Raw genomic sequence first — 19,880 nt, forward strand, 5'->3', positions numbered from 1 at the left:
CGATGAGTCAGGCGCAGGACCACGAGCAGAACGGCCCGTCCGTTCCGCAGACCCGCACCGCCCGCCACCGCCGGATCGTGGACATCCTCAACCGGCAGCCGGTCCGCTCCCAGAGCCAGCTGGCCAAACTGCTCGCCGACGACGGGCTGAGCGTCACCCAGGCGACGCTCTCCCGGGACCTCGACGAGCTGGGCGCGGTGAAGATCCGCAACACCGGCGGCGAGCTGATCTACGCGGTGCCCAGCGAGGGCGGTTTCCGCACCCCGCAGGCCCCGCTCGGCGAGTCGGCGAAGGAGGAGCGCATGCGGCGCCTCTCCGGTGAGCTGCTGATCTCGGCGGAGGCCTCCGCGAACCTCGTGGTCCTGCGCACCCCGCCGGGGGCTGCCCAGTTCCTCGCCTCGGCGATCGACCAGGCCGAACTCCGCGAGATCCTGGGCACGATCGCCGGTGACGACACGTTGATGCTGATCAGCCGCGACCCGTCCGGTGGCCAGGCCCTCGCGGACCACCTGCTGAGGCTGGCCCAGAAGGAGAGCTGACCGCCCCGGGCGGCTCCACGGTCCGTCAGGTCCCCTGCGGCGGGGCGGATATCCGGTGTACCCGCTCCGACCGGGCCGCTTAGGCTCGGCGTGTGCATGCCTACGCCCTCGCCAGTGTCGCCGTGCCCGTCACAGCCGCGCTGTACGGGGTGACGGGCGTGCTCCGGGTCCGGACCGCGGCGTTGCGCCGCAGCGCCCTCGACCGGTGGGCCGCCGTCCTGGCCGACCCGTACCAGGCCGCCCTGGGGCGCTGGTGGCCGAACGACCCGGTCCAGGCCGCCGCCGCCCGGCTGGTCCTGGACGGGCTCGTCACCGTCAACCACCGCGGCAACCTGAGCCCCGCCCCGGCCGCCACCGACCCCGCCCGCACCCCCGGCCACCCACTGCCCGAGGCGCTGCTGGCCGCCCTGCTGCGGCGGAGCGCCCCCGCCACCCTCGGCAACCTCGTGCTGCGGGACGCGGAGTTCGAGGCGGCCCGCCGGGAGTTCTGGGAGGCCCGCCCGGAGCTGCTCGCGGTCGGCGAGCCCGGCGGCCGGGCCAGAGTCGGACTGCTCCTGCTCTGCGCCGAGATGCTCTTCTACACGGCGGGCCTGATGTCGCTGCAGCCCGACGGCGACGCCGAATGGGCGGCCGCCTGGGCCGCCTGGGCCGGGCTGATCGCCCAGGTGGTCTGGTTCCGCGTCTACGACCGCTCCCGCGGGGCCGGCTGGACGGGCGACGCCGACGCAGTGGCGGCCGCACGCCACGGGACCCCGCATCCGGCGCTTCAGGCCCTGGACGTCCGTGATCCGGAGGCTTTCCGCCGGCTGCGCGTGAGCCGCCTGCGGACCCGGCGCGGCCGCAACCGGGGCCGCCCGCGCCGCCGGACACCCGCCGAGAACGGCGGGCCCCTCAGTAGCGGGTGACGGCGAGCCGTCCGTCCTGGGTCCCGATCGCGATGTGCGGGCGGCGGTTCGGGTCGGCCCAGCGCAGGATCTCCCGCATCGCCCGCTCCGGCACGGACACGCAACCGGCCGTCGCCCCCTTGCCGTTGACGTGCAGGAAGATGCCCGCGCCCCGGCCGTGCACCGGCCGCTCGTAGTTGAAGCCGATGACCAGCGCATGCGCGTACTGCTTGTCGTACGTGACCAGGTGCTCCGCCTCGCCCGGCGCGCAGTCCGCGGGCAGCGGCTCCACCCAGCGGTTGTAGCTGCCCGAGGCGTTGTCCTGGCACCACCAGGAGCGGTCGCCGACCCTCCGGTAGCGGAACTCCGTCCCGGCGGGCGCGTGCCGGATCCCGAAGGCGTACGGGAGGTCGTACAGGCCCGTCGGTGTCGTGTTCGTGCCCTGGGTGCGGGTCGCGCCCTCGGTCAGGCCGTTCGCGCCGAAGCGCGCCTCGGCGCTGCCGGCCTCGTACCAGCGCCCCGCCCGCCGGTCCCACCAGGTCAGCCGCCCGGTGGTGGATCCGGGCGCGGGTGCGACGGCGGTGATGAGCTGGCTGCCGCCGCCGGTTTCGGCGAGGCGGGCGGGCAGTGGCGCGGGCCCGTACGGGCCCTGCGCGAGCAGGCTGGTGACGATCAGTGAGCCGGTGGCGAGAGCGGTACGCAGCACATGTCAGACGGTACGGGGCGGAAGGGGCAGCGGCAGCGCAGGCAGGCCGTCGACGCTCGATCCGATGAACTCCTTCTTCTCGCAGTACGCCGCGAACTCCTCGTCGGTCTTGCGGCCGAAGTACTCCGCGTGGAGCGTGCGCTCGCCCTGGTACTCCATGAACGGGACGGCGTACCCGCACACATCGGCGATCCGGCGGGCGTGCACGACGATGATCGCCCGCGCCGACGGTCCGTCGGCCGCCTCGAACAGGCCGATCAGCTCACCCCAGCGGGGGTCGTCGCGGAAGACGGCCTCGCCCTCGCCGTGGATGCGCACGATGTTGGGCGGGCCGCTGAACGCGCACCACATCAGCGTGATCCGGCCGTTCTCGCGGACGTGGGCGATGGTCTCGGCGCCGCTGCCGCCGAAGTCGAGGTAGGCGAGGGTCTGCTCGTCGATGACGACGAGGGTCCCGGCGCGGCCCTTGGGGGAGAGGTTGACGTGGCCGTCACCGGCCAGTGGTGCGGTCGCGGTGAAGAAGAGCGGCTGCTCCTCGATGAACGTGCGCAGCCGGCTGTCGATGCGTTCGTGAAGTTTGCCCATGATCCGATTATCGGCCGGAATGGCCGGTTCAGGCCGGGGAATTTCATACCCGCAGACCTCGGCGGGCGCGCCACCACCGCAGCCGATTGACGAAACATACGGAGTACTGCATAGTTATGCCCACGAGGATGCACCGTGTCCCGGCGCGCCGCGGCCTCGCCCGACGGTCCGGCAGTACCCGACCGCCTCCCCGTTTCCTCCGCGGCGGGGAGGCAGTTTCACATCCGAAGCCCATGCACATGCAGTCTTGAGGAGCAGTAGCTGTGAGCAGCAACAACGGTGGTGACGTCCGGCTCTGGGGCGGCCGGTTCGCCGACGGTCCGGCCGAGGCCCTCGCCAAGCTGTCCGCGTCGGTCCACTTCGACTGGCGCCTCGCGCCGTACGACATCGCCGGATCCCGGGCCCACGCCCGGGTCCTCGCCAAGGCGGGCCTGCTCACGGCGGACGAGCTCGACCGCATGATCGCCGGCCTCGACGAGCTCGAAGCCGACGTCGCCGACGGCTCCTTCACGGGCACCATCGCCGACGAGGACGTGCACACCGCCCTGGAGCGGGGCCTGCTGGAGCGGCTCGGCGCCGACCTCGGCGGCAAGCTGCGCGCCGGCCGGTCCCGCAACGACCAGGTCGCCACCCTCTTCCGGATGTACCTGCGCGACCACGCCCGGATCGTCGGCGGCCTGATCGCGGAGCTGCAGGACGCGCTGGTCGGCCTCGCCGAGACGCACCACGACGTGGCCATGCCCGGCCGGACCCACCTCCAGCACGCGCAGCCGGTGCTCTTCGCGCACCACGTACTGGCGCACGTGCAGTCGCTGTCCCGGGACGCCGAGCGGCTGCGGCAGTGGGACACGCGCACCGCGGTCTCCCCGTACGGATCCGGGGCGCTGGCCGGCTCCTCGCTGGGGCTGGACCCGGAGGCGGTCGCCGCCGACCTGGGCTTCGAGCGCGGCTCGGTCGGCAACTCGATCGACGGCACGGCCTCCCGCGACTTCGTCGCCGAGTTCGCCTTCATCACCGCGATGATCGGGATCAACCTGTCCCGGATCGCCGAGGAGATCATCATCTGGAACACGAAGGAGTTCTCCTTCGTGACCCTGCACGACGCCTTCTCGACCGGGTCGTCGATCATGCCGCAGAAGAAGAACCCCGACATCGCGGAGCTGGCGCGCGGCAAGTCGGGCCGGCTCATCGGGAACCTGACGGGCCTGCTGGCCACCCTCAAGGCGCTGCCGCTCGCGTACAACCGCGACCTCCAGGAGGACAAGGAGCCGGTCTTCGACTCCTGCGACACCCTCGAGGTCCTGCTCCCGGCCTTCACCGGGATGATGGCCACCCTCACGGTCAACCGCGAGCGGATGGAGGAGCTCGCTCCCGCCGGGTTCTCGCTCGCCACGGACATCGCGGAGTGGCTGGTCAAGCAGGGCGTGCCGTTCCGGGTGGCGCACGAGGTGGCCGGCGAGTGCGTCAAGGAGTGCGAGGGGCTCGGCATCGAGCTGGACGAACTCACGGACGAGCAGTTCGCGAAGATCTCGGAGCACCTGACGCCGGAGGTCCGTACGGTCCTCAACGTGCCCGGCGCGCTGGCCTCCCGCAACGGCCGCGGCGGCACCGCCCCCTCGGCGGTCGCCAAGCAGCTTGCGGAGCTGAAGGCCGACCTGGTCATCCAGCACGCCTGGGCGACCCACAAGCAGTAGCCGAACGGCACTGCCCCGTACGTCCGCGGCCATGCGGCCCGCACGCCCGCGGCCCCTCCGGGGGCCCGGGCCCTGCACCCCCGCACGCCGCGGTTGCCGGAGGGGCGGTCGGAGCCCCGTGCTCCGACCGCCCCTCCGTCGTGTCCGCCGCCGCGCGCCCGCGCGCTCAGCGCACCGGGTGCTCCGGCTCGTAGTTGGTCAGGACGCAGCCCTCGACCTGGGCCTTCTCCAGCCGGTACCCGGACGGGGCGGAGAAGCCGGGCACGCAGTTCAAGTAGAGGAACTGCATCTGGTACAGGACGAAACGGGCCGAGGCGTTGTTGGTCTCCACTGCGACGTTCTCGCCGACGAGCAGCCGGCTGGCGGTCGCCCTCAGCTCGCCGTCGTCCTTCAGGTCGGCCTGCTGGGCGGCCTTCGCCTTCGTCTGGAGCTTCCTCATGTCGCCGACGGTGTCGAGCCAGCTCAGGTTGCGGGCGCGCTGCCCGTCGGCCGGCTGCCCGCACAGGGCCCGGCCGGTCACGCCCCAGTCCAGGGCGCTGCCCTTGATCACCGGCTGGAAGTCGATGGACTCGATCGCCACCGCCTCCGGATCGGTGGAGAAGTGCTCCTTGCAGGCCAGGGGGCTGTTGTTCACGAGCGTGCGGAGCTCGGCGATGCTGCCCGCGCGCGGGAGCCCCAGGCTGCCGGTCTTCGGCTGGCCGGGCTTCTCGCCGCCACCGCCCGCCGGGTCCTGCGGGGTCTCGAAGTTCGGGCTGCCCGAACCGTCTTCCGTGGCGAAGAAGTCGGTGAGGCCGCAGCCCTCCACCAGCGGCTTCTCCCGCTTGTATCCCTCGGGTACCCGGCCGCCCGGATTGCAGACCAGGACGCGGATGTTCGACCGGAGCAGCGCCATGGCGCTCTTCGACTTGGTGGGGAAGGCGACGAAGCCCTTGCCGACCAGGACGTTGCTGAAGAGCCCGTAGGCCCCGTCACCGCCGGCGATCTTGTCCATGACGTACTGCTGGTAGCCCGCCTGGAACGCCTTCATGTCCTTGGGGACGGCGATGGCGATGTCGCCCTCCCCGCGTCCGTCGCGGCAGACGCCGACCTCGGTGACCGACCACTGCCCGACCTTGGGGAAGTCGCCGCTCGGCAGCCTCGGGTCGTCGGGCTTCGTGCCCAGGTCCTCGCACCCGGTGAACTGGCGCATGTACTGCTGCGCCTCGACGAGCGAGCCCCCGGCGGCAGCGCCCGCGGGGGCCGCGGAGGAGGCCGGCGCGCCCGGCGGCGGGGCCGCCTGGCCGCCTCCCTTGCAGCCGGGGAGGGCGGCGAGACAGGTGAGGGCGGCGGTCGTGGCGAGGATCCGCTTGATGCGCATGGGTCGCTTTCGTCGGACGGCAAGATCGCGGGGGGTGGCGTGTGCATGCTAGATCGGGCCGGTGAGCATGATCAAAACCGCGATCCGGCCCCGGTCCGTCACGCCGCCCAGCCGGCGAGCCGCTCGAAGTCCCCCCGGGCCAGCCCGATCCGCTCGTCGATGCGCATCAGCAGCGCCCGCGCCGGGTGGCGCTGTTCCACGTACTCCCGGTCCATCGCCGTGATGTCGTCGTCGATCCACGCGAACTCCCGCCCGCCCGCGTACTCCAGGACGTACTGCGTCTTCCAGAAGGTGCCGCGCGGGGCCCGCCCGTGCATCTGCGGCCAGTCGATGTAAGGGAGCCGCGGCAGGCCCAGGTGCGGGCCTATCCAGTCGTTCGCCTCGTCCTTCCAGGTGGTGGCCCAGACCAGCTCGTACGAGCGCGCCAGCGCGAGCAGCTCCGTGCCGTGGGCGTGGTTCAGCCAGACCCGCAGGGGCCGCCGGCTCTCGGCCTCGGTCCAGCCGGTCGGGCGCATCCGATGGGTGGAGTACCCCTCGGGGCGGCGCTGGGCCTGGGCGGCGTAGGGGTTCAGCGGGCCGTCCACGTCGATCAGCAGCAAGGGCTTGGGCGTCATCTCGGCAGCCTTCCGTTCCGGGTGCCCGAGGGCATCCGATTTATTGAATGAGACGTGAACGTCTCATTCGGGGTACACTTGTCTCATGGCCATGGACCGTGACCAGGTGCTCCGCGACGCCGCAGCCCTGCTCTCCCGCAAATCGACCGCCACGATGGACGAGGTCGCCCGCGCCGCAGGCATCGGGCGCGCGACCCTCCACCGGCACTTCGCCGGGCGCGACGCCCTCGTACGGGCCCTCGAGGAACTCGGCATCCGCCAGTTCGAGACGGCTTTCGACAACGCCCGCCTGGACGAGGGCACGGCGGTCGAGGCGCTGCGCCGGCTGGTCGCCGAGGCCGAGCGCGACGCCCAGCTGCTGGCCTTCCTCGTCACCGAGAACCAGCTCTTCGAGGGCGACCAGGTCAACGAGGGATGGGCCCGGCTCGACGCCCGCGTCAGCGCGCTCTTCCGGCGCGGCCAGGAGGAGGGGGACATCCGGATCGACCTGAGCCCCGCCTGGCTCACCGAGGCCCTCTACGGCCTCATCGGCACCTGCGCCTGGGCCGTCATGGACGGCCGGGTCGCCGCGAAGGACTTCCAGTACATGATCATCGAGCTGCTGCTCGGTGGCGCACGACGGAGTGTGGAGAAATGAACCGCATGGAACAGCTGACCCGGGAGAAGGGGACGGAGGCGATCAGGGGCCGGGAGAGCAGGGGGCGCTGGCTGGCGCTCTGCGTGCTCGTCCTGGCTGTTCTGCTGGTCGCGGTCGACGCCACCGTACTCGGTCTCGCCACGCCCTCCCTCAGCGAGGACCTCAAGCCGTCCGGCACCCAGCTGCTGTGGATCGGCGACATCTACTCGTTCGTCATCGCCGGCCTGCTCGTCTCCATGGGCTCCCTCGGCGACCGAATAGGCCGAAAGAAGCTGCTCCTGGTCGGTGCGACCGCCTTCGGCGCCGTCTCCGTCCTCAACGCGTACGCCACCAGCCCCGAGATGATGATCGTGGCCCGGGCCCTGCTCGGCGTGGCCGGCGCGACGCTGATGCCGTCCACCCTCGCGCTGATCCGGAACATCTTCCACGACCCCAAGGAGCGCAGCCTCGCCATCGGCATCTGGGGTGCCACCGCCTCGGCCGGCGCGGCCATCGGACCCGTCGTCGGCGGAGCACTGCTCCAGCACTTCTGGTGGGGCTCGGTCTTCCTCATCAACCTGCCCGTGATGATCGCCCTGGTCCTCGTCGGCATCAAGCTGCTGCCCGAATCCAAGAACCCGGTCGCCGGCCCCTGGGACCTGGTCAGCGTCGCCCTCTCCCTCGTCGGCGTCATCGGTGTCGTCTACGCCGTCAAGGAAGTCGCCACCCACGGCGTCACCTGGGGCGTCGCGGCCGCCGCAGTCATCGGCGCGGCATGCCTGTACGCCTTCGTCCGGCGCCAGTTCAGCCTGCCGTCGCCGCTCCTGGACATGCGGCTCTTCCGGCACCGCGGTTTCTCCGGCGCGGTCCTGGCCGACCTGCTGACCGTCTTCGGCCTCTCCGGCCTCGTCTTCTTCCTCTCCCAGTTCCTGCAGCTGGTCCAGGGCCGAGACCCCCTGGAGGCGGGCCTGGCCGAACTGCCCGCCGCCATCGGCGCGGTGGTCACCGGCCTGGTCGCCGGCCGGTACGCCCGCCGGTACTCGGTACGGTCGATCGTGACCGGCGGCCTCGCGGCCATCGGACTCGCGCTCGGCGCGCTCACCCTGGTCCACAAGGAGAGCGGCTACCCGCTGCTCGGCGCGGCCCTGCTGGTCGTCGGTCTCGGCGCCGGCTTCTCCTTCACGGTCACCGCCGACGTGATCCTCTCCAGCGTCCCCAAGGAGCAGGCGGGTTCGGCCTCGGCCGTCTCCGAGACCGCGTACGAACTCGGCGCGGCCCTGGGCATCGCCCTGCTCGGCTCCATCGTCACCGGCGTCTACCAGGGCTTCACCGCCCCGGCGTCGGTCTCCGGGCCGGTCGCCGACGCCGCGCACGAATCGCTGGGCGGTGCCGTCGAGGCCGCCAGGGCAGTGGACCCCGCGACCGCGCAGACCATGGTCACCGCGGCCCAGGAGGCCTTCGTGGACGGCCTGCGGTACGCCTCCGGCGTGGGCGCGGCCGTGCTGCTGGCCACGGCGGTGGCGGCCTGGTTCCTGCTCAAGGGGCAGAAGCTCCAGGGCGGGACCGAGCACTGACGGACCGCCAGTGGATGGTGTCGCGACCGGAGTTGACAGTTGATCACGACCGCGACACCATCCCGGCGATGGAGATCACCGACCTGACCCCCGCGGAGCGCCGCGTCTGGGACGCCTTCCCGCGCGGCGAAGGCATCGACTTCCGGGAGAGCCCCGACGAGGATCCGGCCGACGGAGCCTCCTGGGGACCGGAGCGCACCGTACGCGCCGAGGTGCTCATGGCGCTGCTGCTGAGCGGACCCAGCGAGGCCGGCCAAGTCGCCGGCCTCAAGATCAAGGGCGCCAAGGTCACCGGGAAACTGGAGCTCAAGTACGCCGAGATCGACGCGCCGATGCGGATGCGCGGTTGCTGGTTCGAACGCAAACCGGGGCTCTACGGGGCACGGCTGCGCGCACTCGTCCTCACCGATTCGTGCCTGCCGGGCCTGACCGCGGCCACCGTCCGCGTCGAGGTCGTGCTGCGGCTGTCCTGCTGCCGGATCACAGGCCCGGTGCGCCTCGCGGGGGCCCGGATATCCGGCGGTCTCTTCCTCCAGGACGCCGTGATCGGCCCGGTCGAGGGCGAACTGGCCGGCGAAGCGGCGCTCCAGCTCAACCACGCCACCATCGGCACCGACGTCATCGCCTTCGGGCTGACCGTACACGGCCAGACGCGCATCAACGGCGCAGTCGTCGGAGGCCAGATCAACCTCGACGACGCCCGTCTGCGCACGCCCGGCGGCACGGCCCTGCACGCGGAGACCCTGACGGTCGGCACCGACCTGCGGGCGATGCGCGCGGAGCTGCTCGGCCGCGTCAACCTCACCGGATCCCGCATACCGGGCCAGCTGAACTTCGCCTACGCCCGGTTCGTCAATCCCGGGGGCGTGGCCCTGCGGGCCAGCAGCTGCACCGTCGGCGAGGTCTGGCTGCGGGAGTGCGACACCATCCAGGGCACGGTCAACCTGCGCCGTTCCCAGTTCGACCTGCTGCACATAGACCCCGGGACCTGGCCGGATACGGTGCGCATGGCCGGGCTCAGCTACCGGGCGATGAGTCCGCACCTGCCCCCCGAGCAGCGGCTGCCCGCGCTCGAGCGCGAGGAGTCGGGCTACCTCCCGTACGCCTACGAGCAGCTCGCCGCCGCCTACCGGACGGCCGGGGACGAGGCGGGGGCCCGTACGGTCCAGCTCGCCAAGCTGCGCCGGCACCGCCGCACCCTGCCCCGGCACGCGAGGGTCTGGGGGCTGCTCCAGGACGCCACCGTCGGCTACGGCTTCCGGCCGCTGCGCGCCGCGGGCTGGCTGCTGGCGCTGCTGCTGACGGGGACGATCGCATACGGCCTGCACCCGCCGAGGGAGCTCAAGGCGGGGGAGGCGCCGGAATTCAACCCGGCGTTCTACACGATCGACCTGATGCTGCCGATCATCGGCTTCGGGCAGGAAGGGGCCTTCGCGCCGGCAGGCTGGTACCAGTGGCTGTCGTACGTGCTGATCGTGACCGGCTGGGTCCTCGCCACGACGACCGCGGCGGGCGTCAGCCGGTCACTCCAGCGGCAGTAGCCGGACGGCGTCAGGCCGCCTTCGCCTTGGTGGCGTACATGTCCACGTACTCCTGGCCCGAGAGCCGCATGACCTCCGCCATCACCGAGTCGGTGACGGCGCGCAGCACGTAGCGGTCGCGGTCCATGCCCTCGTAGCGGGAGAACTCCATCGGCTCGCCGAAGCGGATGGTGACCCGGCCCGGGCGCGGCATGCCCGCGCCGCCCGGCTGGAGCTTGTCGGTGCCGATCACCGCGAAGGGGATCACGGGGGCGCCGGTCATCAGGGTCAGTCGGGCGATGCCGGTGCGGCCGCGGTAGAGGCGGCCGTCGGGGGAGCGGGTGCCCTCGGGGTAGATCCCGAAGATCTTGCCCTCCTCGAGGATCCGGCGGCCGGTCATCAGGGCGGCGACGCCGCCGTTCGCGCCGTCGCGGTCGACCGGGATCATGCCGGAGCCGGTGAAGAACCAGGCCATGGCGCGGCCCTTGATCCCCTTGCCCGTCACGTACTCGTCCTTGCCGATGAAGTGGACCGTACGGTCGCACACCAGCGGGAGGATCATGGAGTCGATGAACGTGAGGTGGTTGCCCGCCAGGATCACCGGCCCGGTGCCCGGGATGTTCTCGATGCCCTCCACACGGGTGCGGAACATCATGCGCATGACCGGTCCGACAGTGGCTTTGATGAGCGATGTACGGAACAACGTGAGCCCTCCGGCATCGAAAAGCGGGTTTCGCACCACACGGCGGTAGTGCAGGTGAGGACGATACTCGTGGGTCAGCTGCGAGTGCACATCGGGTTCACGAGGTGGATACGCAGTGTTGACGCACGTTTCCGCCATGTTCCCCGCGGGCCCACCCCCGCGCCACCGGCTGCTGCCTACGATCGCCACGCCGAATCGGGCCGCAGGAACCCGGAGACCCCGGGTGCCGCCGGCCCTTCCATACGACAGGAGTGGCACTCATGACGCAGGGTGGGGCAGCACGGCGCACGGTCCTGGGGGCGGCCGTCCTGGCGGCGGGCGGCGGCATGGCCGGACTCTCGGCCGGATCCGCCTCGGCGGCGCAGACGGCGGGAACGGCGGAATCGGCGGAAGCGGCCTTCGCGGACGGCGCGCGCCACGGCGGCGGCTACCGTGACCTCCCCGTCCCGCTGGTCATCGGCCACCGCGGAGCCTGCGGCTACCGGCCCGAGCACACCCTCGGGTCCTACCAGCTCGCCCTCGACCTGGGTGCGGACGTCGTCGAGCAGGACCTGGTGCCCACGAAGGACGGCCACCTGGTGTGCCGCCACGAGAACGAGATCGGCGGCACCACGGATGTCGCCGACCACCCCGGGTTCGCTTCCCGCCGTACGACCAAGTCGATCGACGGGGTCGCGGTCACGGGCTGGTTCACCGAGGACTTCACCCTCGCCGAGCTGAAGACCCTGCGGGCGAAGGAACGTATCCCCGCCGTCCGCCAGCGCAACACGCTCTACGACGGCCGGTGGGACGTGCCCACCTTCGAAGAGGTGCTGCGCTGGGCCGACCGCGAGGGCAAGCGGCGCGGCAAGCGCGTCTGGCTGCACGTCGAGACCAAGCACCCGACGTATTTCCGGTCCCTGGGCCTGGGCCTCGAGGAGCCCCTCGCCAAGCTGCTGCGGCGCTACGGCCGGGACGGCCGCACCGCACCGCTCTTCCTCCAGTCCTTCGAGCCCTCCAGCATCCAGCGGCTCTCCCGGCTGGTCTCCGCGCCGCGCGTGGTGCTGCTGTCCGCGGCGGGCACCCGGCCGTGGGACTTCGAGCAGGCCAAGGACCCGCGGACGGTGGCGGACCTGGTCAAGCCCGAGGGCCTGAAGTGGATCGCCGGATTCGCCCAGGGCATCGGCCCGACCATGGACCTGATCATCCCGCGCGACGCGGCCGGGAAGCTCGGTACCCCGACGACGCTGGTCAAGGACGCCCACGCCCGCGGGCTGGTGCTGCACCCCTATACCGCGCGCAACGAGAACAGCTTCCTGCCGGCCGAGTACCGCAAGGGCACCGACCCGGCCGCCTACGGGGACGCCTTCGGTGCCTTCAAGACGTACTTCGAGCAGGGCATCGACGGCATCTTCACGGACAACGCGGACACCGGACTGCTCGCGGCGGAGGCCTTCCGCCCGGGGCGTGGCCTCTAGAGGACTTCTTGAGGCGTCTTGGGGTGTCTTGGGACGTCTTTCGGACAACGCCGGGCCGCCGCACGTCAACAGACAAGCGGAACATCACGTACGGGTGGGCTGTGCCGGGCGGGGAAACCGCCGGGCACGACCCGCGCGTCCCGCCCGGCATGGACCTGCTGAAGGACTCCGACCTCCTGAAGGAACTGGGCCCGCTGCTCTCCGCCGAGGCGGCCGCGGAAGCCCCGGGCACCGGCGTGGAAGCGGCCGACCTGGAACAAGCCGTCTGGGTCAGGCTGCTGGAACACGACCCCGCCCCCGCCGAACCGGCGCGCTGGCTGCGCCGGGCGGTGCGCGCCGAAGCCCGCCTCGCCCGGCGCCGGGCCCGCCGCGAGATCCCGTACGGCTGCCGGCCCGGAAGCGCGGGCGCCGAACCCGAAGACGCCCTGCTGCACGGGGAGGAGAACCGCGCCCTGCGGTCGGCGGTCGCCCGATTGCCCGGACGGTGTCCGGAGCTCATGAGGGCACTTCTTTCGCCCAGAGACCTCACCTACCGTGAAATCGCAGGAGAGTTGGGTATCTCACAAGGAAGTTTGGGACCCGTCCGTTCCCGTTGCCTGGGATGTCTGCGCAGAATGCTCGCGTCAGAGGTTGCGGCTCCTCGCCTTCGGGGAAGGGAGCGGTAGACCAATGGGCTACCAGGTGAGCGGGAGGCATGCGCACATGGGCATGAGCGTGACCATTTCGGCGGCAGCTGCCGAGGACACTGAGCAGATCCTCAAACTGCAGTACCTGGCGTTCCAGCGCGAGGCCGAGCTGTACGGCAACTACCGCATCCAGCCGCTCACCCAGACCCTGGACTCCCTCAAGGCGGAGCTGGAGTCGGACACGGTACTGGTGGCCCGGCTCGGCGACGAAGTGGTCGGCACCGTGCGCGGCAAGGTCGACGAGGACGGCACCGGCAAGATCGCCAAGCTCTGCGTCCACCCGCGCCTGCAGGGCCACGGCCTCGGCGCCCGGCTGCTGCGCGCCGTCGAGGAGGCCCTCGCGGGCCGCGGCGACACCACCCGCTTCCGCCTGCACACCGGGCACAAGAGCGAGTCCAACCTGCGCCTCTACCGCAAGGCCGGCTACGTACAGGTCGGCGGCCGTACGGCTTCCGACGGCGTGCGCCTGGTGATCCTGGAGAAGGAGGCCACCGACGCGGCCGACTTCGCGGTCAGCGCCTGACGCTCGGCGTCGAACGCTCCGCGCACGGTCCTCAGCGCTTGGCGCGCAGCCAGAGCATCCCGGTGATCGGCAGGATCACCGGGATGAACAGGTAGCCCATCCCGAACTGCGACCACACCGTCGAGTCGGGGAAGGACTCGGGCCGCACCAGGGTCCAGGTGCCCACGACGAGAACCCCGGCCAGCTCGGCGGCGCAGCACGCGCGCGCCGCCCTGCGGGCCTTCTCCCCGCCGCGCACCAGTGAGTACGTGATGAAGCAGTAGACGAGTGCGGCCACGCCGGTCAGCGTGTAGGGCAGCGGGGCCCGGTCGAACTCGGTGGAGATCTGGTAGACCGAGCGCGAGACCGCGCCGACCGTGATCACCCCGTAGAGCCAGACCAGCAGCAGCCCGGGTCCGGAGACCAGCCGCCCCCGCTCGGCGGGGGTGGCGGCCGTGTCGTCCATCTGCGTGTCAGGCACCGGGGGTTCCCCAAATGTCATAGAGGCGTACTTCGAGCACGGCGAGGACGAGCGCGCCCGCGGCCACCGTCACCGAGCCCCACTTGGTCCGCTCGCTCAGCGACAGCAGCCCGGCGGCCGGGACCGCCGCGAGGGCGCCCACCAGGTAGGCCACGAAGATCACCGTGCCCTCGTCGGGCTCGCCGCCCTGCGCCAGCTTGACCACGCCGACCACCAGCTGGGCCAGGGCCAGCAGCGTCACCACGCCCATGCCGATGAAGTGCCAGTCCTTGGTGGGCTGGTCCCGCAGGGCGGCGTATCCGCACCAGGCGGCGAGGGCGAGTGCGGCCGCGCCGAGGGCGACGGTCAGGGCGTCGAGCATGCAGCGAGGGTATTACGGCCCGCCGGCCCGGCCGCGCCCACCCCTGCGGGCGGGCGGCCCCGAGGTCCCCGTCCGTCGTGGCCTTGGCCACAGCGGACGCCTCCGCCCGGCCCCGCGGGTACTGCCGCGCACGCACCTTCCGAGCCGTGTCCGCGCAGGTCAGCCCGGGGGGAGGGACATCGTCGCGGATGGCCGTTCCTGACCGCTGCTGTCCGGAATGTGACCGGATTGCGTCCGCTATGCGGACACCGTTGATCGGTGAAGGGAGAGGTCTGCTTTACTGGGGCCCATGACCACGACGAGCAGCCGCACCCTTGCGACCGAGGCGACGATGACGCCCGGTGCTCGTTGTATGTGTCGAATGTGCGCCTTCTGAGGGCCCCTCTCCTTGCAGTCTCGCGCCCCGAAGCGAGACCGGCCGAGCCCGTCCGCACCGCCGCCCCGAAGCAGCACCGGACCGCTCCTGCCCCGCGTACGCGCCGTCAGTGTCGTTTTCTGATGATCTGACCCGTATCGCGTCTCCAGATGTTTGCCCCGTGCGCGGCACCCGTCCCGCCGTGCACTCGACAGCGACGGAATTCCTGTGATCACCACATCGGGCCTCACGAAGGTCTACCAGTCCCGTGGCCGCGAGGTCACCGCCCTGGACGGCGTCGATCTGCACGTCCGCGAGGGCGAGGTCTACGGAGTCATCGGCCAGAGCGGCGCCGGCAAGTCCTCCCTGATCCGCTGCGTGAACCTGCTCGAGCGCCCCACCACCGGCACCGTGACCGTCGACGGCGTCGACCTCACGGCGCTGGCCGGCCGCGGTCGCCGCGCCGGCAAGGAGCTCCGCGAGGCCCGCAGCCGCATCGGCATGGTCTTCCAGCACTTCAACCTGCTGTCCTCGCGCACCGTGCAGGGCAACATCGAACTGCCCCTGGAGATCCTCGGCGTCTCCGGCCGCGAGCGCTCCCGCAAGGCCCTCGAACTCCTCGACCTCGTCGGCCTCGCCGACAAGGCCAAGGCCTACCCCGGCCAGCTCTCCGGCGGCCAGAAGCAGCGCGTCGGCATCGCCCGCGCCCTGGCCGGCGAGCCCAAGGTGCTGCTCTCCGACGAGGCCACCAGCGCCCTGGACCCCGAGACCACCCGCTCGATCCTCCAGCTGCTGCGCGACCTCAACCAGCAGCTCGGCCTGACCGTCCTGCTCATCACCCACGAGATGGACGTCGTCAAGAGCGTCTGCGACTCGGCCGCCCTGATGAAGCGCGGCCGGATCATCGAGTCCGGCACCGTCGCCGAACTGCTCGCCACCCCCGGCTCCGAGCTCGCCGGCGAACTCTTCCCCGTCAGCGGCGCCGCCACCGGCCCCGACCGCACGGTCATCGACGTCACCTTCCACGGCGACGCCGCCACCCAGCCGGTCATCTCCCAGCTGGCGCGGACGTACAACATCGACATATCGATCCTCGGCGCCGCGATGGACACCGTCGCGGGCCGCCAGATCGGCCGCATGCGCATCGAGCTGCCCGGCCGCTACGAGGACAACGTCGTGCCCGTCGGCTTCCTGCGCGAGCAGGGCCTGCAGGTCGACGTCGTCGACGAGATCGACAACGAACTGGCCGAACTGGTCAAGGATGGTGCCCGGTGACCTGGTCCGAGATGCAGCCCCTGCTCACCCAGGGCACGTACGACACCCTCTACATGGTGCTCTGGTCCACCCTGGTGACCGTCCTCGGCGGACTGCCCGTCGGCATCCTGCTCGTCCTCACCGACAAGGGCGGCCTCCTGCAGAACCGGCCGCTCAACAAGGTCCTCGGCGTGATCGTGAACCTGGGCCGCTCGCTGCCGTTCATCATCCTGCTGATCGCCCTGATCCCGGTCACCACCGCCGTCGTCGGAACCTTCATCGGCCCCACCGCCATGATCGTCCCGCTCGCCATCGGCGCCATCCCCTTCTTCGCCCGCCTCGTCGAGACGGCCGTCCGCGAGGTGGACCACGGCCTGATCGAGGCCGTCGAGTCCATGGGCGGCGGTGTCCCCACCCTCGTCGGCAAGGTGCTCCTCCCGCAGGCCCTGCCCTCGCTGGTCGCCGGCGTCACCACCACCCTGATCACACTGATCGGCTACTCCGCCATGGCGGGCGCGGTCGGCGGCGAGGGACTCGGCTCCAAGGCCATCACCTACGGCTTCCAGCGCTTCGAGACCGGCTTCATGCTCGCCACCGTCGTGGTCCTGGTCGCCATCGTCACGGTGATCCAGCTGATCGGCGACGGAGTGGTCCGCCTCCTCGCCCGCCGCGGCCGGACAGCCTGAACGGCGCGGACCGCACCACCGATTTCTCCACCCCAGAAAGCCCGCACTTGTCGTGCTTGGGCCGCCACCACCCGCAAGAACCGCGCACGACCTGCGCACTTGCACCGCAATGAAAGGCACTCTTCGTGCGTAAGAACATCAAGGCCACCGCCCTCACCGCCGCCTCCGCCGCGCTCGCCCTCGGCCTCACCGCCTGCGGCAGCTCCTCGGACCCGTCCTCCACCAAGGCCGACGGCGGCAAGGTCGACGAGAGCAAGCCCCTCGTCATCGCGGCATCCCCGAGCCCGCACGCCGACGTCCTGAACTTCGTCAAGGACAAGCTCGCGGCCAAGGAGGGCCTCAAGCTGGAGGTGAAGGAGTTCACGGACTACGTGCTCCCCAACACCGCCACCGAGCAGGGCCAGGTCGACGGCAACTACTTCCAGCACAAGCCGTACCTCGACGACTTCAACAAGAAGAACGGCACCCACATCGTGCCCGTCGTGAACGTGCACCTGGAGCCCCTCGGCCTCTACTCCAAGAAGGTCAAGGCCCTCGCGGACATCAAGGCCGGCCAGACCATAGCCGTCCCCAACGACACCACCAACGAGGGCCGCGCGCTCCAGCTGCTCGCCTCGAACAACCTGATCACCCTCAAGGAAGGCGTCGGCACCGCCGCCAAGCTGTCCGACATCACCGACAAGAAGGGCCTGGAGTTCAAGGAGCTGGAGGCCGCCACGGTCCCGCGCGCCCTGAACGACGTGGACGCCGCGGTCATCAACGGCAACTACGCCCTCGAGGCCAAGCTCTCGCCCGCCAAGGACGCGCTGGTCCTGGAGAAGGCCGAGGGCAACCCGTACGCCAACTTCCTCGCGGTGAAGGCCGGCAACGAGAAGGACCCGCGGATCGAGAAGCTCGCGAAGCTCCTGAACTCCGACGAGGTCAAGAAGTTCATCGAGGACAAGTACCAGGGCTCGGTCGTCCCCGCCTTCGGCGCCCCGAAGGCCTGATCGTCCCGGCCGTCCGGCCCCGTACGCCCCCGGTGGGTGTGCGGGGCCGAGCGCTGCCCGCTTCCGGGCAACCCGGCCGCCACAACCCGCCCCCGATGCTGCATGCTGTGCCTACGACCCGCACAAACGGTCCAGCAACGGCATGGAGCTGCGCATGACTACCACCTTCCCGGACGTCACCATCAGCACGGACCGGCTGGTGCTGCGCCCCTTCGACGGGGAGGACGTCACCGCGCTCGCCGAGATGATGAACGACGAGCACATCACCGCCTGGACCTCCGTACCGCACCCCTACACCCACGCCGACGCCCAGGCCTGGGCCACCCGGGACTCCCATGCGGAACGCACCGAGGGAAGGGGCATCGTCTTCGCCGTCGCCGAGTTCCTCACCCAGCGCCTCGTCGGCATCGTGCACCTGCAGAACACCAACTGGCGCACCCGCAGCGCCGAGGTCGGCTACGTCACCGCCCCCTGGGCCCGTGGCGAGGGCTACGCCAGCGAGTCCGTACTCGCCGTCGCCCAGTGGCTCTTCCGCGACCAGGGCTTCGAACGCCTCGAACTGCGCACCGCCGCCGACAACACCGCCTCGCAGCAGGTGGCCCAGAAGATCGGCTGCATCAGCGAAGGCGTCCTGCGCAACGCATGGATGGTGCGCACCCAGAACCCCGAGGGCTCCTGGGCGGACACCCGCACCGACCTCATCGTCTGGAGCCTGCTCCCCGAGGACCTCGACGACATCGACGACGCGGACGGCTACAGCAGCCACGACGACTACGGATACGGCCGCGGCGCGCAGGCCGGCGCGAGCGGCTACGCCGTCGGCGCCGACTGGAGCTGACCCGATGACCAGGTAGTCTCACCGTGCGCGCCCCTGCCGACGAAACCTCGCCCGCCCCCACCCCAGGAGACTGACGACGATGGCCGACCGGGTCACGGTGATCGGCTGGGACGGCTCGCCCCTGACCGCGGCCGCCCGGTCCGCGCTCTCCGCAGCCACCCTCGTGGCGGGCGCCGCGCACCACCTCGCACTCCCCGAGGTCCCGCCCACCGCCGAACGCATCCGGCTGGGCAGCCTCGGCCTCGCCGCCCGCCGCATCGCCGGCCACCGCGGCACCGCCGTCGTCTTCGCCGACGGCGACCCCGGTTTCTTCGGCGCCGTACGCACCCTGCGCGCCCCGGAGCACGGCCTCGAGGTCGAGGTCGTCCCCGCCGTGTCCTCCGTCGCCGCCGCCTTCGCCCGCGCCGGCATGCCCTGGGACGACGCCCAGGTCGTCGTCGCCCACCCCCGCACCCTGCGCCGCGCCGTCAACGTCTGCCGCGCCCACGCCAAGGTCGCCGTCCTCACCTCGCCCGGCGCCGGCCCCGCCGAACTCGCCCTCCTGCTCGGCGGGGTCCACCGCACCTTCGTCATCTGCGAGGAGCTCGGCACCGCCAGGGAACAGGTGACCGTCCTGACCTCCGACCGGGCCGCCGACCACAGCTGGCGCGACCCCAACGTCGTCATCGTCATCGGCGGACAGGCCTCCTCCCTCTCCTCCGCCACCGCCGAACCGGCATGGCTGCTCGGCCAGAGCCCCGCCCAGACCGGCGCCCGCGGCTGGGCCCGCCCCCCGGCCGACGCCGGGGAAGGCGAGTCGGCCCTGCTGCGCGCCGCCCAGCTCGCCCGCCTCGGCCCGCGCACCGGAGACCTCGTCTGGGACATCGGCACCGGCTCCGGCGCCTTCGCCGTGGAGGCCGCCGCGTTCGGCGCCGCCGTCATCGCGGTGGACACCGACCCGCGCGCCTGCGAACGCGCAACTGCCGCCGCCCGCAAGCGGGGCGTACAGCTCCAGGTCGTCTCCGGCCGCGCACCGCACGTACTGGAAGACCTCCCCGAACCCGACGTCGTCCGCATCGGCGGCGGGGGAGCGGAGGTGGTCGCGGCCGTCGCCGACCGCCGACCCGAACGGATCGTCAGCCACGCCTCCACCCGTGACGAGGCGGAGGCGATCGGCCGCGCGCTCACCGAGGGCGGCTACACCGTCGAGTGCGCGCTCCTCCAGTCCGTGGGCCTGGACACCCGTACGTGGGGTGAACAGGACCGTTCCGTCGTGTTCCTCCTGGCAGCCGAACGCCCCGTGAACCGGTAGGTCAGAGCCCGCGGTAGGCTGGCCGATCGTCGTACCGCCCTGCTGTGTCCGGGGGTGACGGCACCGCCCGATGCGCGACGTGGCGCAGTCCACAGCGGACCATGGCAGTTATGGCTGCCGTGGTGGCTAACGGGCGCGACAATGCTTACTGGTTGTCGCGCAGGGTGTGCGGGAGACGAAACGCATCG

The 19,880-nt window shown here is 71.5% G+C and carries 21 protein-coding genes; 14 read left to right on the forward strand and 7 right to left on the reverse strand.

Going from position 1 to position 19,880, the window contains the following annotated elements:
• The first annotated feature begins 2 nt into the window (after positions 1–2).
• Entirely contained in the window at positions 3–539 is a 537-nt protein-coding gene (locus ACFYXK_RS16290) for an arginine repressor (RefSeq protein ID WP_383512131.1), read from the forward strand.
• Positions 540–631: 92 nt separating this feature from the next.
• Positions 632–1,444: a hypothetical protein gene (locus ACFYXK_RS16295; protein ID WP_389411720.1), complete on the forward strand. Its 813-nt coding sequence runs from the start codon at positions 632–634 to the stop codon at positions 1,442–1,444.
• Here the strand turns inward: ACFYXK_RS16295 and ACFYXK_RS16300 are convergent.
• Both ACFYXK_RS16300 and ACFYXK_RS16305 read right to left on the reverse strand, forming a co-directional pair.
• A complete protein-coding gene (locus ACFYXK_RS16300) occupies positions 1,431–2,126 on the reverse strand; it encodes a L,D-transpeptidase (protein WP_389411883.1) in 696 nt (231 codons plus the stop codon). The two genes, ACFYXK_RS16295 and ACFYXK_RS16300, sit on opposite strands and share 14 nt — an antisense overlap.
• 6 nt (positions 2,127–2,132) lie before the next feature.
• A complete protein-coding gene (locus tag ACFYXK_RS16305; RefSeq protein WP_389411721.1) occupies positions 2,133–2,714 on the reverse strand; it encodes a pyridoxamine 5'-phosphate oxidase family protein in 582 nt (193 codons plus the stop codon).
• A 263-nt stretch (positions 2,715–2,977) separates the two neighbouring features.
• On the opposite strand from ACFYXK_RS16305, the gene argH reads away from it, so the two are divergent.
• The gene (argH, locus tag ACFYXK_RS16310) at positions 2,978–4,408 is read left to right on the forward strand and encodes an argininosuccinate lyase (protein WP_389411722.1); all 1,431 of its coding nucleotides are present in this window, start codon (positions 2,978–2,980) and stop codon (positions 4,406–4,408) included.
• Between the two features lie 166 nt (positions 4,409–4,574).
• Here the strand turns inward: argH and ACFYXK_RS16315 are convergent, their stop codons facing one another.
• Both ACFYXK_RS16315 and ACFYXK_RS16320 read right to left on the reverse strand, forming a co-directional pair.
• Positions 4,575–5,765, reverse strand: coding sequence for a hypothetical protein (locus tag ACFYXK_RS16315; protein ID WP_389411723.1), 1,191 nt, complete (start codon positions 5,763–5,765; stop codon positions 4,575–4,577).
• A 98-nt stretch (positions 5,766–5,863) separates the two neighbouring features.
• Positions 5,864–6,379 (reverse strand): HAD domain-containing protein, encoded by a 516-nt coding sequence (locus ACFYXK_RS16320; protein ID WP_389411724.1) that lies wholly within the window; start codon positions 6,377–6,379, stop codon positions 5,864–5,866.
• Positions 6,380–6,464: 85 nt separating this feature from the next.
• On the opposite strand from ACFYXK_RS16320, the gene ACFYXK_RS16325 reads away from it, so the two are divergent.
• The 3 genes from ACFYXK_RS16325 to ACFYXK_RS16335 all read left to right on the forward strand — a co-directional run bounded on the left by ACFYXK_RS16325 (position 6,465) and on the right by ACFYXK_RS16335 (position 10,110).
• Entirely contained in the window at positions 6,465–7,016 is a 552-nt protein-coding gene (locus ACFYXK_RS16325) for a TetR/AcrR family transcriptional regulator (RefSeq protein ID WP_053786012.1), read from the forward strand.
• Positions 7,017–7,021: 5 nt separating this feature from the next.
• Positions 7,022–8,569 carry an MFS transporter gene (locus tag ACFYXK_RS16330; protein WP_389411884.1) on the forward strand — a complete coding sequence of 516 codons (1,548 nt, stop codon included), beginning with the start codon at positions 7,022–7,024 and terminating at the stop codon, positions 8,567–8,569.
• 68 nt (positions 8,570–8,637) lie between these two features.
• Entirely contained in the window at positions 8,638–10,110 is a 1,473-nt protein-coding gene (locus ACFYXK_RS16335; protein ID WP_389411725.1) for a membrane-associated oxidoreductase, read from the forward strand.
• Positions 10,111–10,120: 10 nt separating this feature from the next.
• On the opposite strand, the gene ACFYXK_RS16340 is transcribed toward ACFYXK_RS16335, so the two are convergent.
• Positions 10,121–10,750 (reverse strand): lysophospholipid acyltransferase family protein, encoded by a 630-nt coding sequence (locus ACFYXK_RS16340; protein ID WP_389411726.1) that lies wholly within the window; start codon positions 10,748–10,750, stop codon positions 10,121–10,123.
• Positions 10,751–11,052: 302 nt separating this feature from the next.
• Here ACFYXK_RS16340 and ACFYXK_RS16345 point away from each other — a divergent pair, with 302 nt between their 5' ends.
• The 3 genes from ACFYXK_RS16345 to ACFYXK_RS16355 all read left to right on the forward strand — a co-directional run bounded on the left by ACFYXK_RS16345 (position 11,053) and on the right by ACFYXK_RS16355 (position 13,458).
• Positions 11,053–12,249 (forward strand): glycerophosphodiester phosphodiesterase, encoded by a 1,197-nt coding sequence (locus tag ACFYXK_RS16345; protein ID WP_389411727.1) that lies wholly within the window; start codon positions 11,053–11,055, stop codon positions 12,247–12,249.
• A gap of 149 nt (positions 12,250–12,398) precedes the next feature.
• A complete protein-coding gene (locus ACFYXK_RS16350) occupies positions 12,399–12,914 on the forward strand; it encodes an RNA polymerase sigma factor (protein ID WP_383512121.1) in 516 nt (171 codons plus the stop codon).
• 37 nt (positions 12,915–12,951) lie between these two features.
• Complete coding sequence (locus ACFYXK_RS16355; RefSeq protein WP_383512213.1) at positions 12,952–13,458, forward strand: GNAT family N-acetyltransferase; 507 nt, start codon at positions 12,952–12,954, stop codon at positions 13,456–13,458.
• Between the two features lie 31 nt (positions 13,459–13,489).
• Here ACFYXK_RS16355 and ACFYXK_RS16360 read toward each other — a convergent pair whose 3' ends face one another.
• Both ACFYXK_RS16360 and ACFYXK_RS16365 read right to left on the reverse strand, forming a co-directional pair.
• A complete protein-coding gene (locus tag ACFYXK_RS16360; RefSeq protein ID WP_389411885.1) occupies positions 13,490–13,903 on the reverse strand; it encodes a hypothetical protein in 414 nt (137 codons plus the stop codon).
• A gap of 7 nt (positions 13,904–13,910) precedes the next feature.
• Positions 13,911–14,279 (reverse strand): hypothetical protein, encoded by a 369-nt coding sequence (locus ACFYXK_RS16365; RefSeq protein WP_383512120.1) that lies wholly within the window; start codon positions 14,277–14,279, stop codon positions 13,911–13,913.
• 583 nt (positions 14,280–14,862) lie between these two features.
• Here ACFYXK_RS16365 and ACFYXK_RS16370 point away from each other — a divergent pair.
• From ACFYXK_RS16370 to cbiE, 5 genes are all read left to right on the forward strand, one after another.
• Complete coding sequence (locus tag ACFYXK_RS16370; RefSeq protein WP_389411728.1) at positions 14,863–15,909, forward strand: methionine ABC transporter ATP-binding protein; 1,047 nt, start codon at positions 14,863–14,865, stop codon at positions 15,907–15,909.
• Complete coding sequence (locus ACFYXK_RS16375; protein ID WP_389411729.1) at positions 15,906–16,574, forward strand: methionine ABC transporter permease; 669 nt, start codon at positions 15,906–15,908, stop codon at positions 16,572–16,574. The genes ACFYXK_RS16370 and ACFYXK_RS16375 overlap by 4 nt, the downstream gene beginning before the upstream one ends.
• 125 nt (positions 16,575–16,699) lie before the next feature.
• The gene (locus ACFYXK_RS16380; RefSeq protein ID WP_389411730.1) at positions 16,700–17,563 is read left to right on the forward strand and encodes a MetQ/NlpA family ABC transporter substrate-binding protein; all 864 of its coding nucleotides are present in this window, start codon (positions 16,700–16,702) and stop codon (positions 17,561–17,563) included.
• 154 nt (positions 17,564–17,717) lie between these two features.
• Positions 17,718–18,401, forward strand: a complete 684-nt coding sequence (locus ACFYXK_RS16385; protein WP_389411731.1) for a GNAT family N-acetyltransferase — start codon at positions 17,718–17,720, stop codon at positions 18,399–18,401.
• Positions 18,402–18,480: 79 nt separating this feature from the next.
• Positions 18,481–19,692, forward strand: coding sequence for a precorrin-6y C5,15-methyltransferase (decarboxylating) subunit CbiE (cbiE, locus tag ACFYXK_RS16390; RefSeq protein WP_389411732.1), 1,212 nt, complete (start codon positions 18,481–18,483; stop codon positions 19,690–19,692).
• Positions 19,693–19,880 lie beyond the last annotated feature (188 nt).

Source organism: Streptomyces sp. NPDC002209, assembly GCF_042890265.1.
Taxonomy (GTDB): domain Bacteria; phylum Actinomycetota; class Actinomycetes; order Streptomycetales; family Streptomycetaceae; genus Streptomyces.

Excerpts from the sequence above, each read along its gene's own strand:
- ACFYXK_RS16290 (WP_383512131.1), top strand. The coding sequence starts at position 3 with ATGAGTCAGGCGCAGGACCACGAGCAGAACGGCCCGTCCGTTCCGCAG.
- ACFYXK_RS16305 (WP_389411721.1), bottom strand. The coding sequence starts at position 2,714 with ATGGGCAAACTTCACGAACGCATCGACAGCCGGCTGCGCACGTTCATC.
- ACFYXK_RS16315 (WP_389411723.1), bottom strand. The coding sequence starts at position 5,765 with ATGCGCATCAAGCGGATCCTCGCCACGACCGCCGCCCTCACCTGTCTC.
- ACFYXK_RS16320 (WP_389411724.1), bottom strand. The coding sequence starts at position 6,379 with ATGACGCCCAAGCCCTTGCTGCTGATCGACGTGGACGGCCCGCTGAAC.
- ACFYXK_RS16325 (WP_053786012.1), top strand. The coding sequence starts at position 6,465 with ATGGCCATGGACCGTGACCAGGTGCTCCGCGACGCCGCAGCCCTGCTC.
- ACFYXK_RS16330 (WP_389411884.1), top strand. The coding sequence starts at position 7,022 with ATGGAACAGCTGACCCGGGAGAAGGGGACGGAGGCGATCAGGGGCCGG.
- ACFYXK_RS16335 (WP_389411725.1), top strand. The coding sequence starts at position 8,638 with ATGGAGATCACCGACCTGACCCCCGCGGAGCGCCGCGTCTGGGACGCC.
- ACFYXK_RS16340 (WP_389411726.1), bottom strand. The coding sequence starts at position 10,750 with ATGCGCATGATGTTCCGCACCCGTGTGGAGGGCATCGAGAACATCCCG.
- ACFYXK_RS16345 (WP_389411727.1), top strand. The coding sequence starts at position 11,053 with ATGACGCAGGGTGGGGCAGCACGGCGCACGGTCCTGGGGGCGGCCGTC.
- ACFYXK_RS16350 (WP_383512121.1), top strand. The coding sequence starts at position 12,399 with ATGGACCTGCTGAAGGACTCCGACCTCCTGAAGGAACTGGGCCCGCTG.
- ACFYXK_RS16355 (WP_383512213.1), top strand. The coding sequence starts at position 12,952 with ATGGGCATGAGCGTGACCATTTCGGCGGCAGCTGCCGAGGACACTGAG.
- ACFYXK_RS16360 (WP_389411885.1), bottom strand. The coding sequence starts at position 13,903 with ATGGACGACACGGCCGCCACCCCCGCCGAGCGGGGGCGGCTGGTCTCC.
- ACFYXK_RS16365 (WP_383512120.1), bottom strand. The coding sequence starts at position 14,279 with ATGCTCGACGCCCTGACCGTCGCCCTCGGCGCGGCCGCACTCGCCCTC.
- ACFYXK_RS16385 (WP_389411731.1), top strand. The coding sequence starts at position 17,718 with ATGACTACCACCTTCCCGGACGTCACCATCAGCACGGACCGGCTGGTG.
- cbiE (WP_389411732.1), top strand. The coding sequence starts at position 18,481 with ATGGCCGACCGGGTCACGGTGATCGGCTGGGACGGCTCGCCCCTGACC.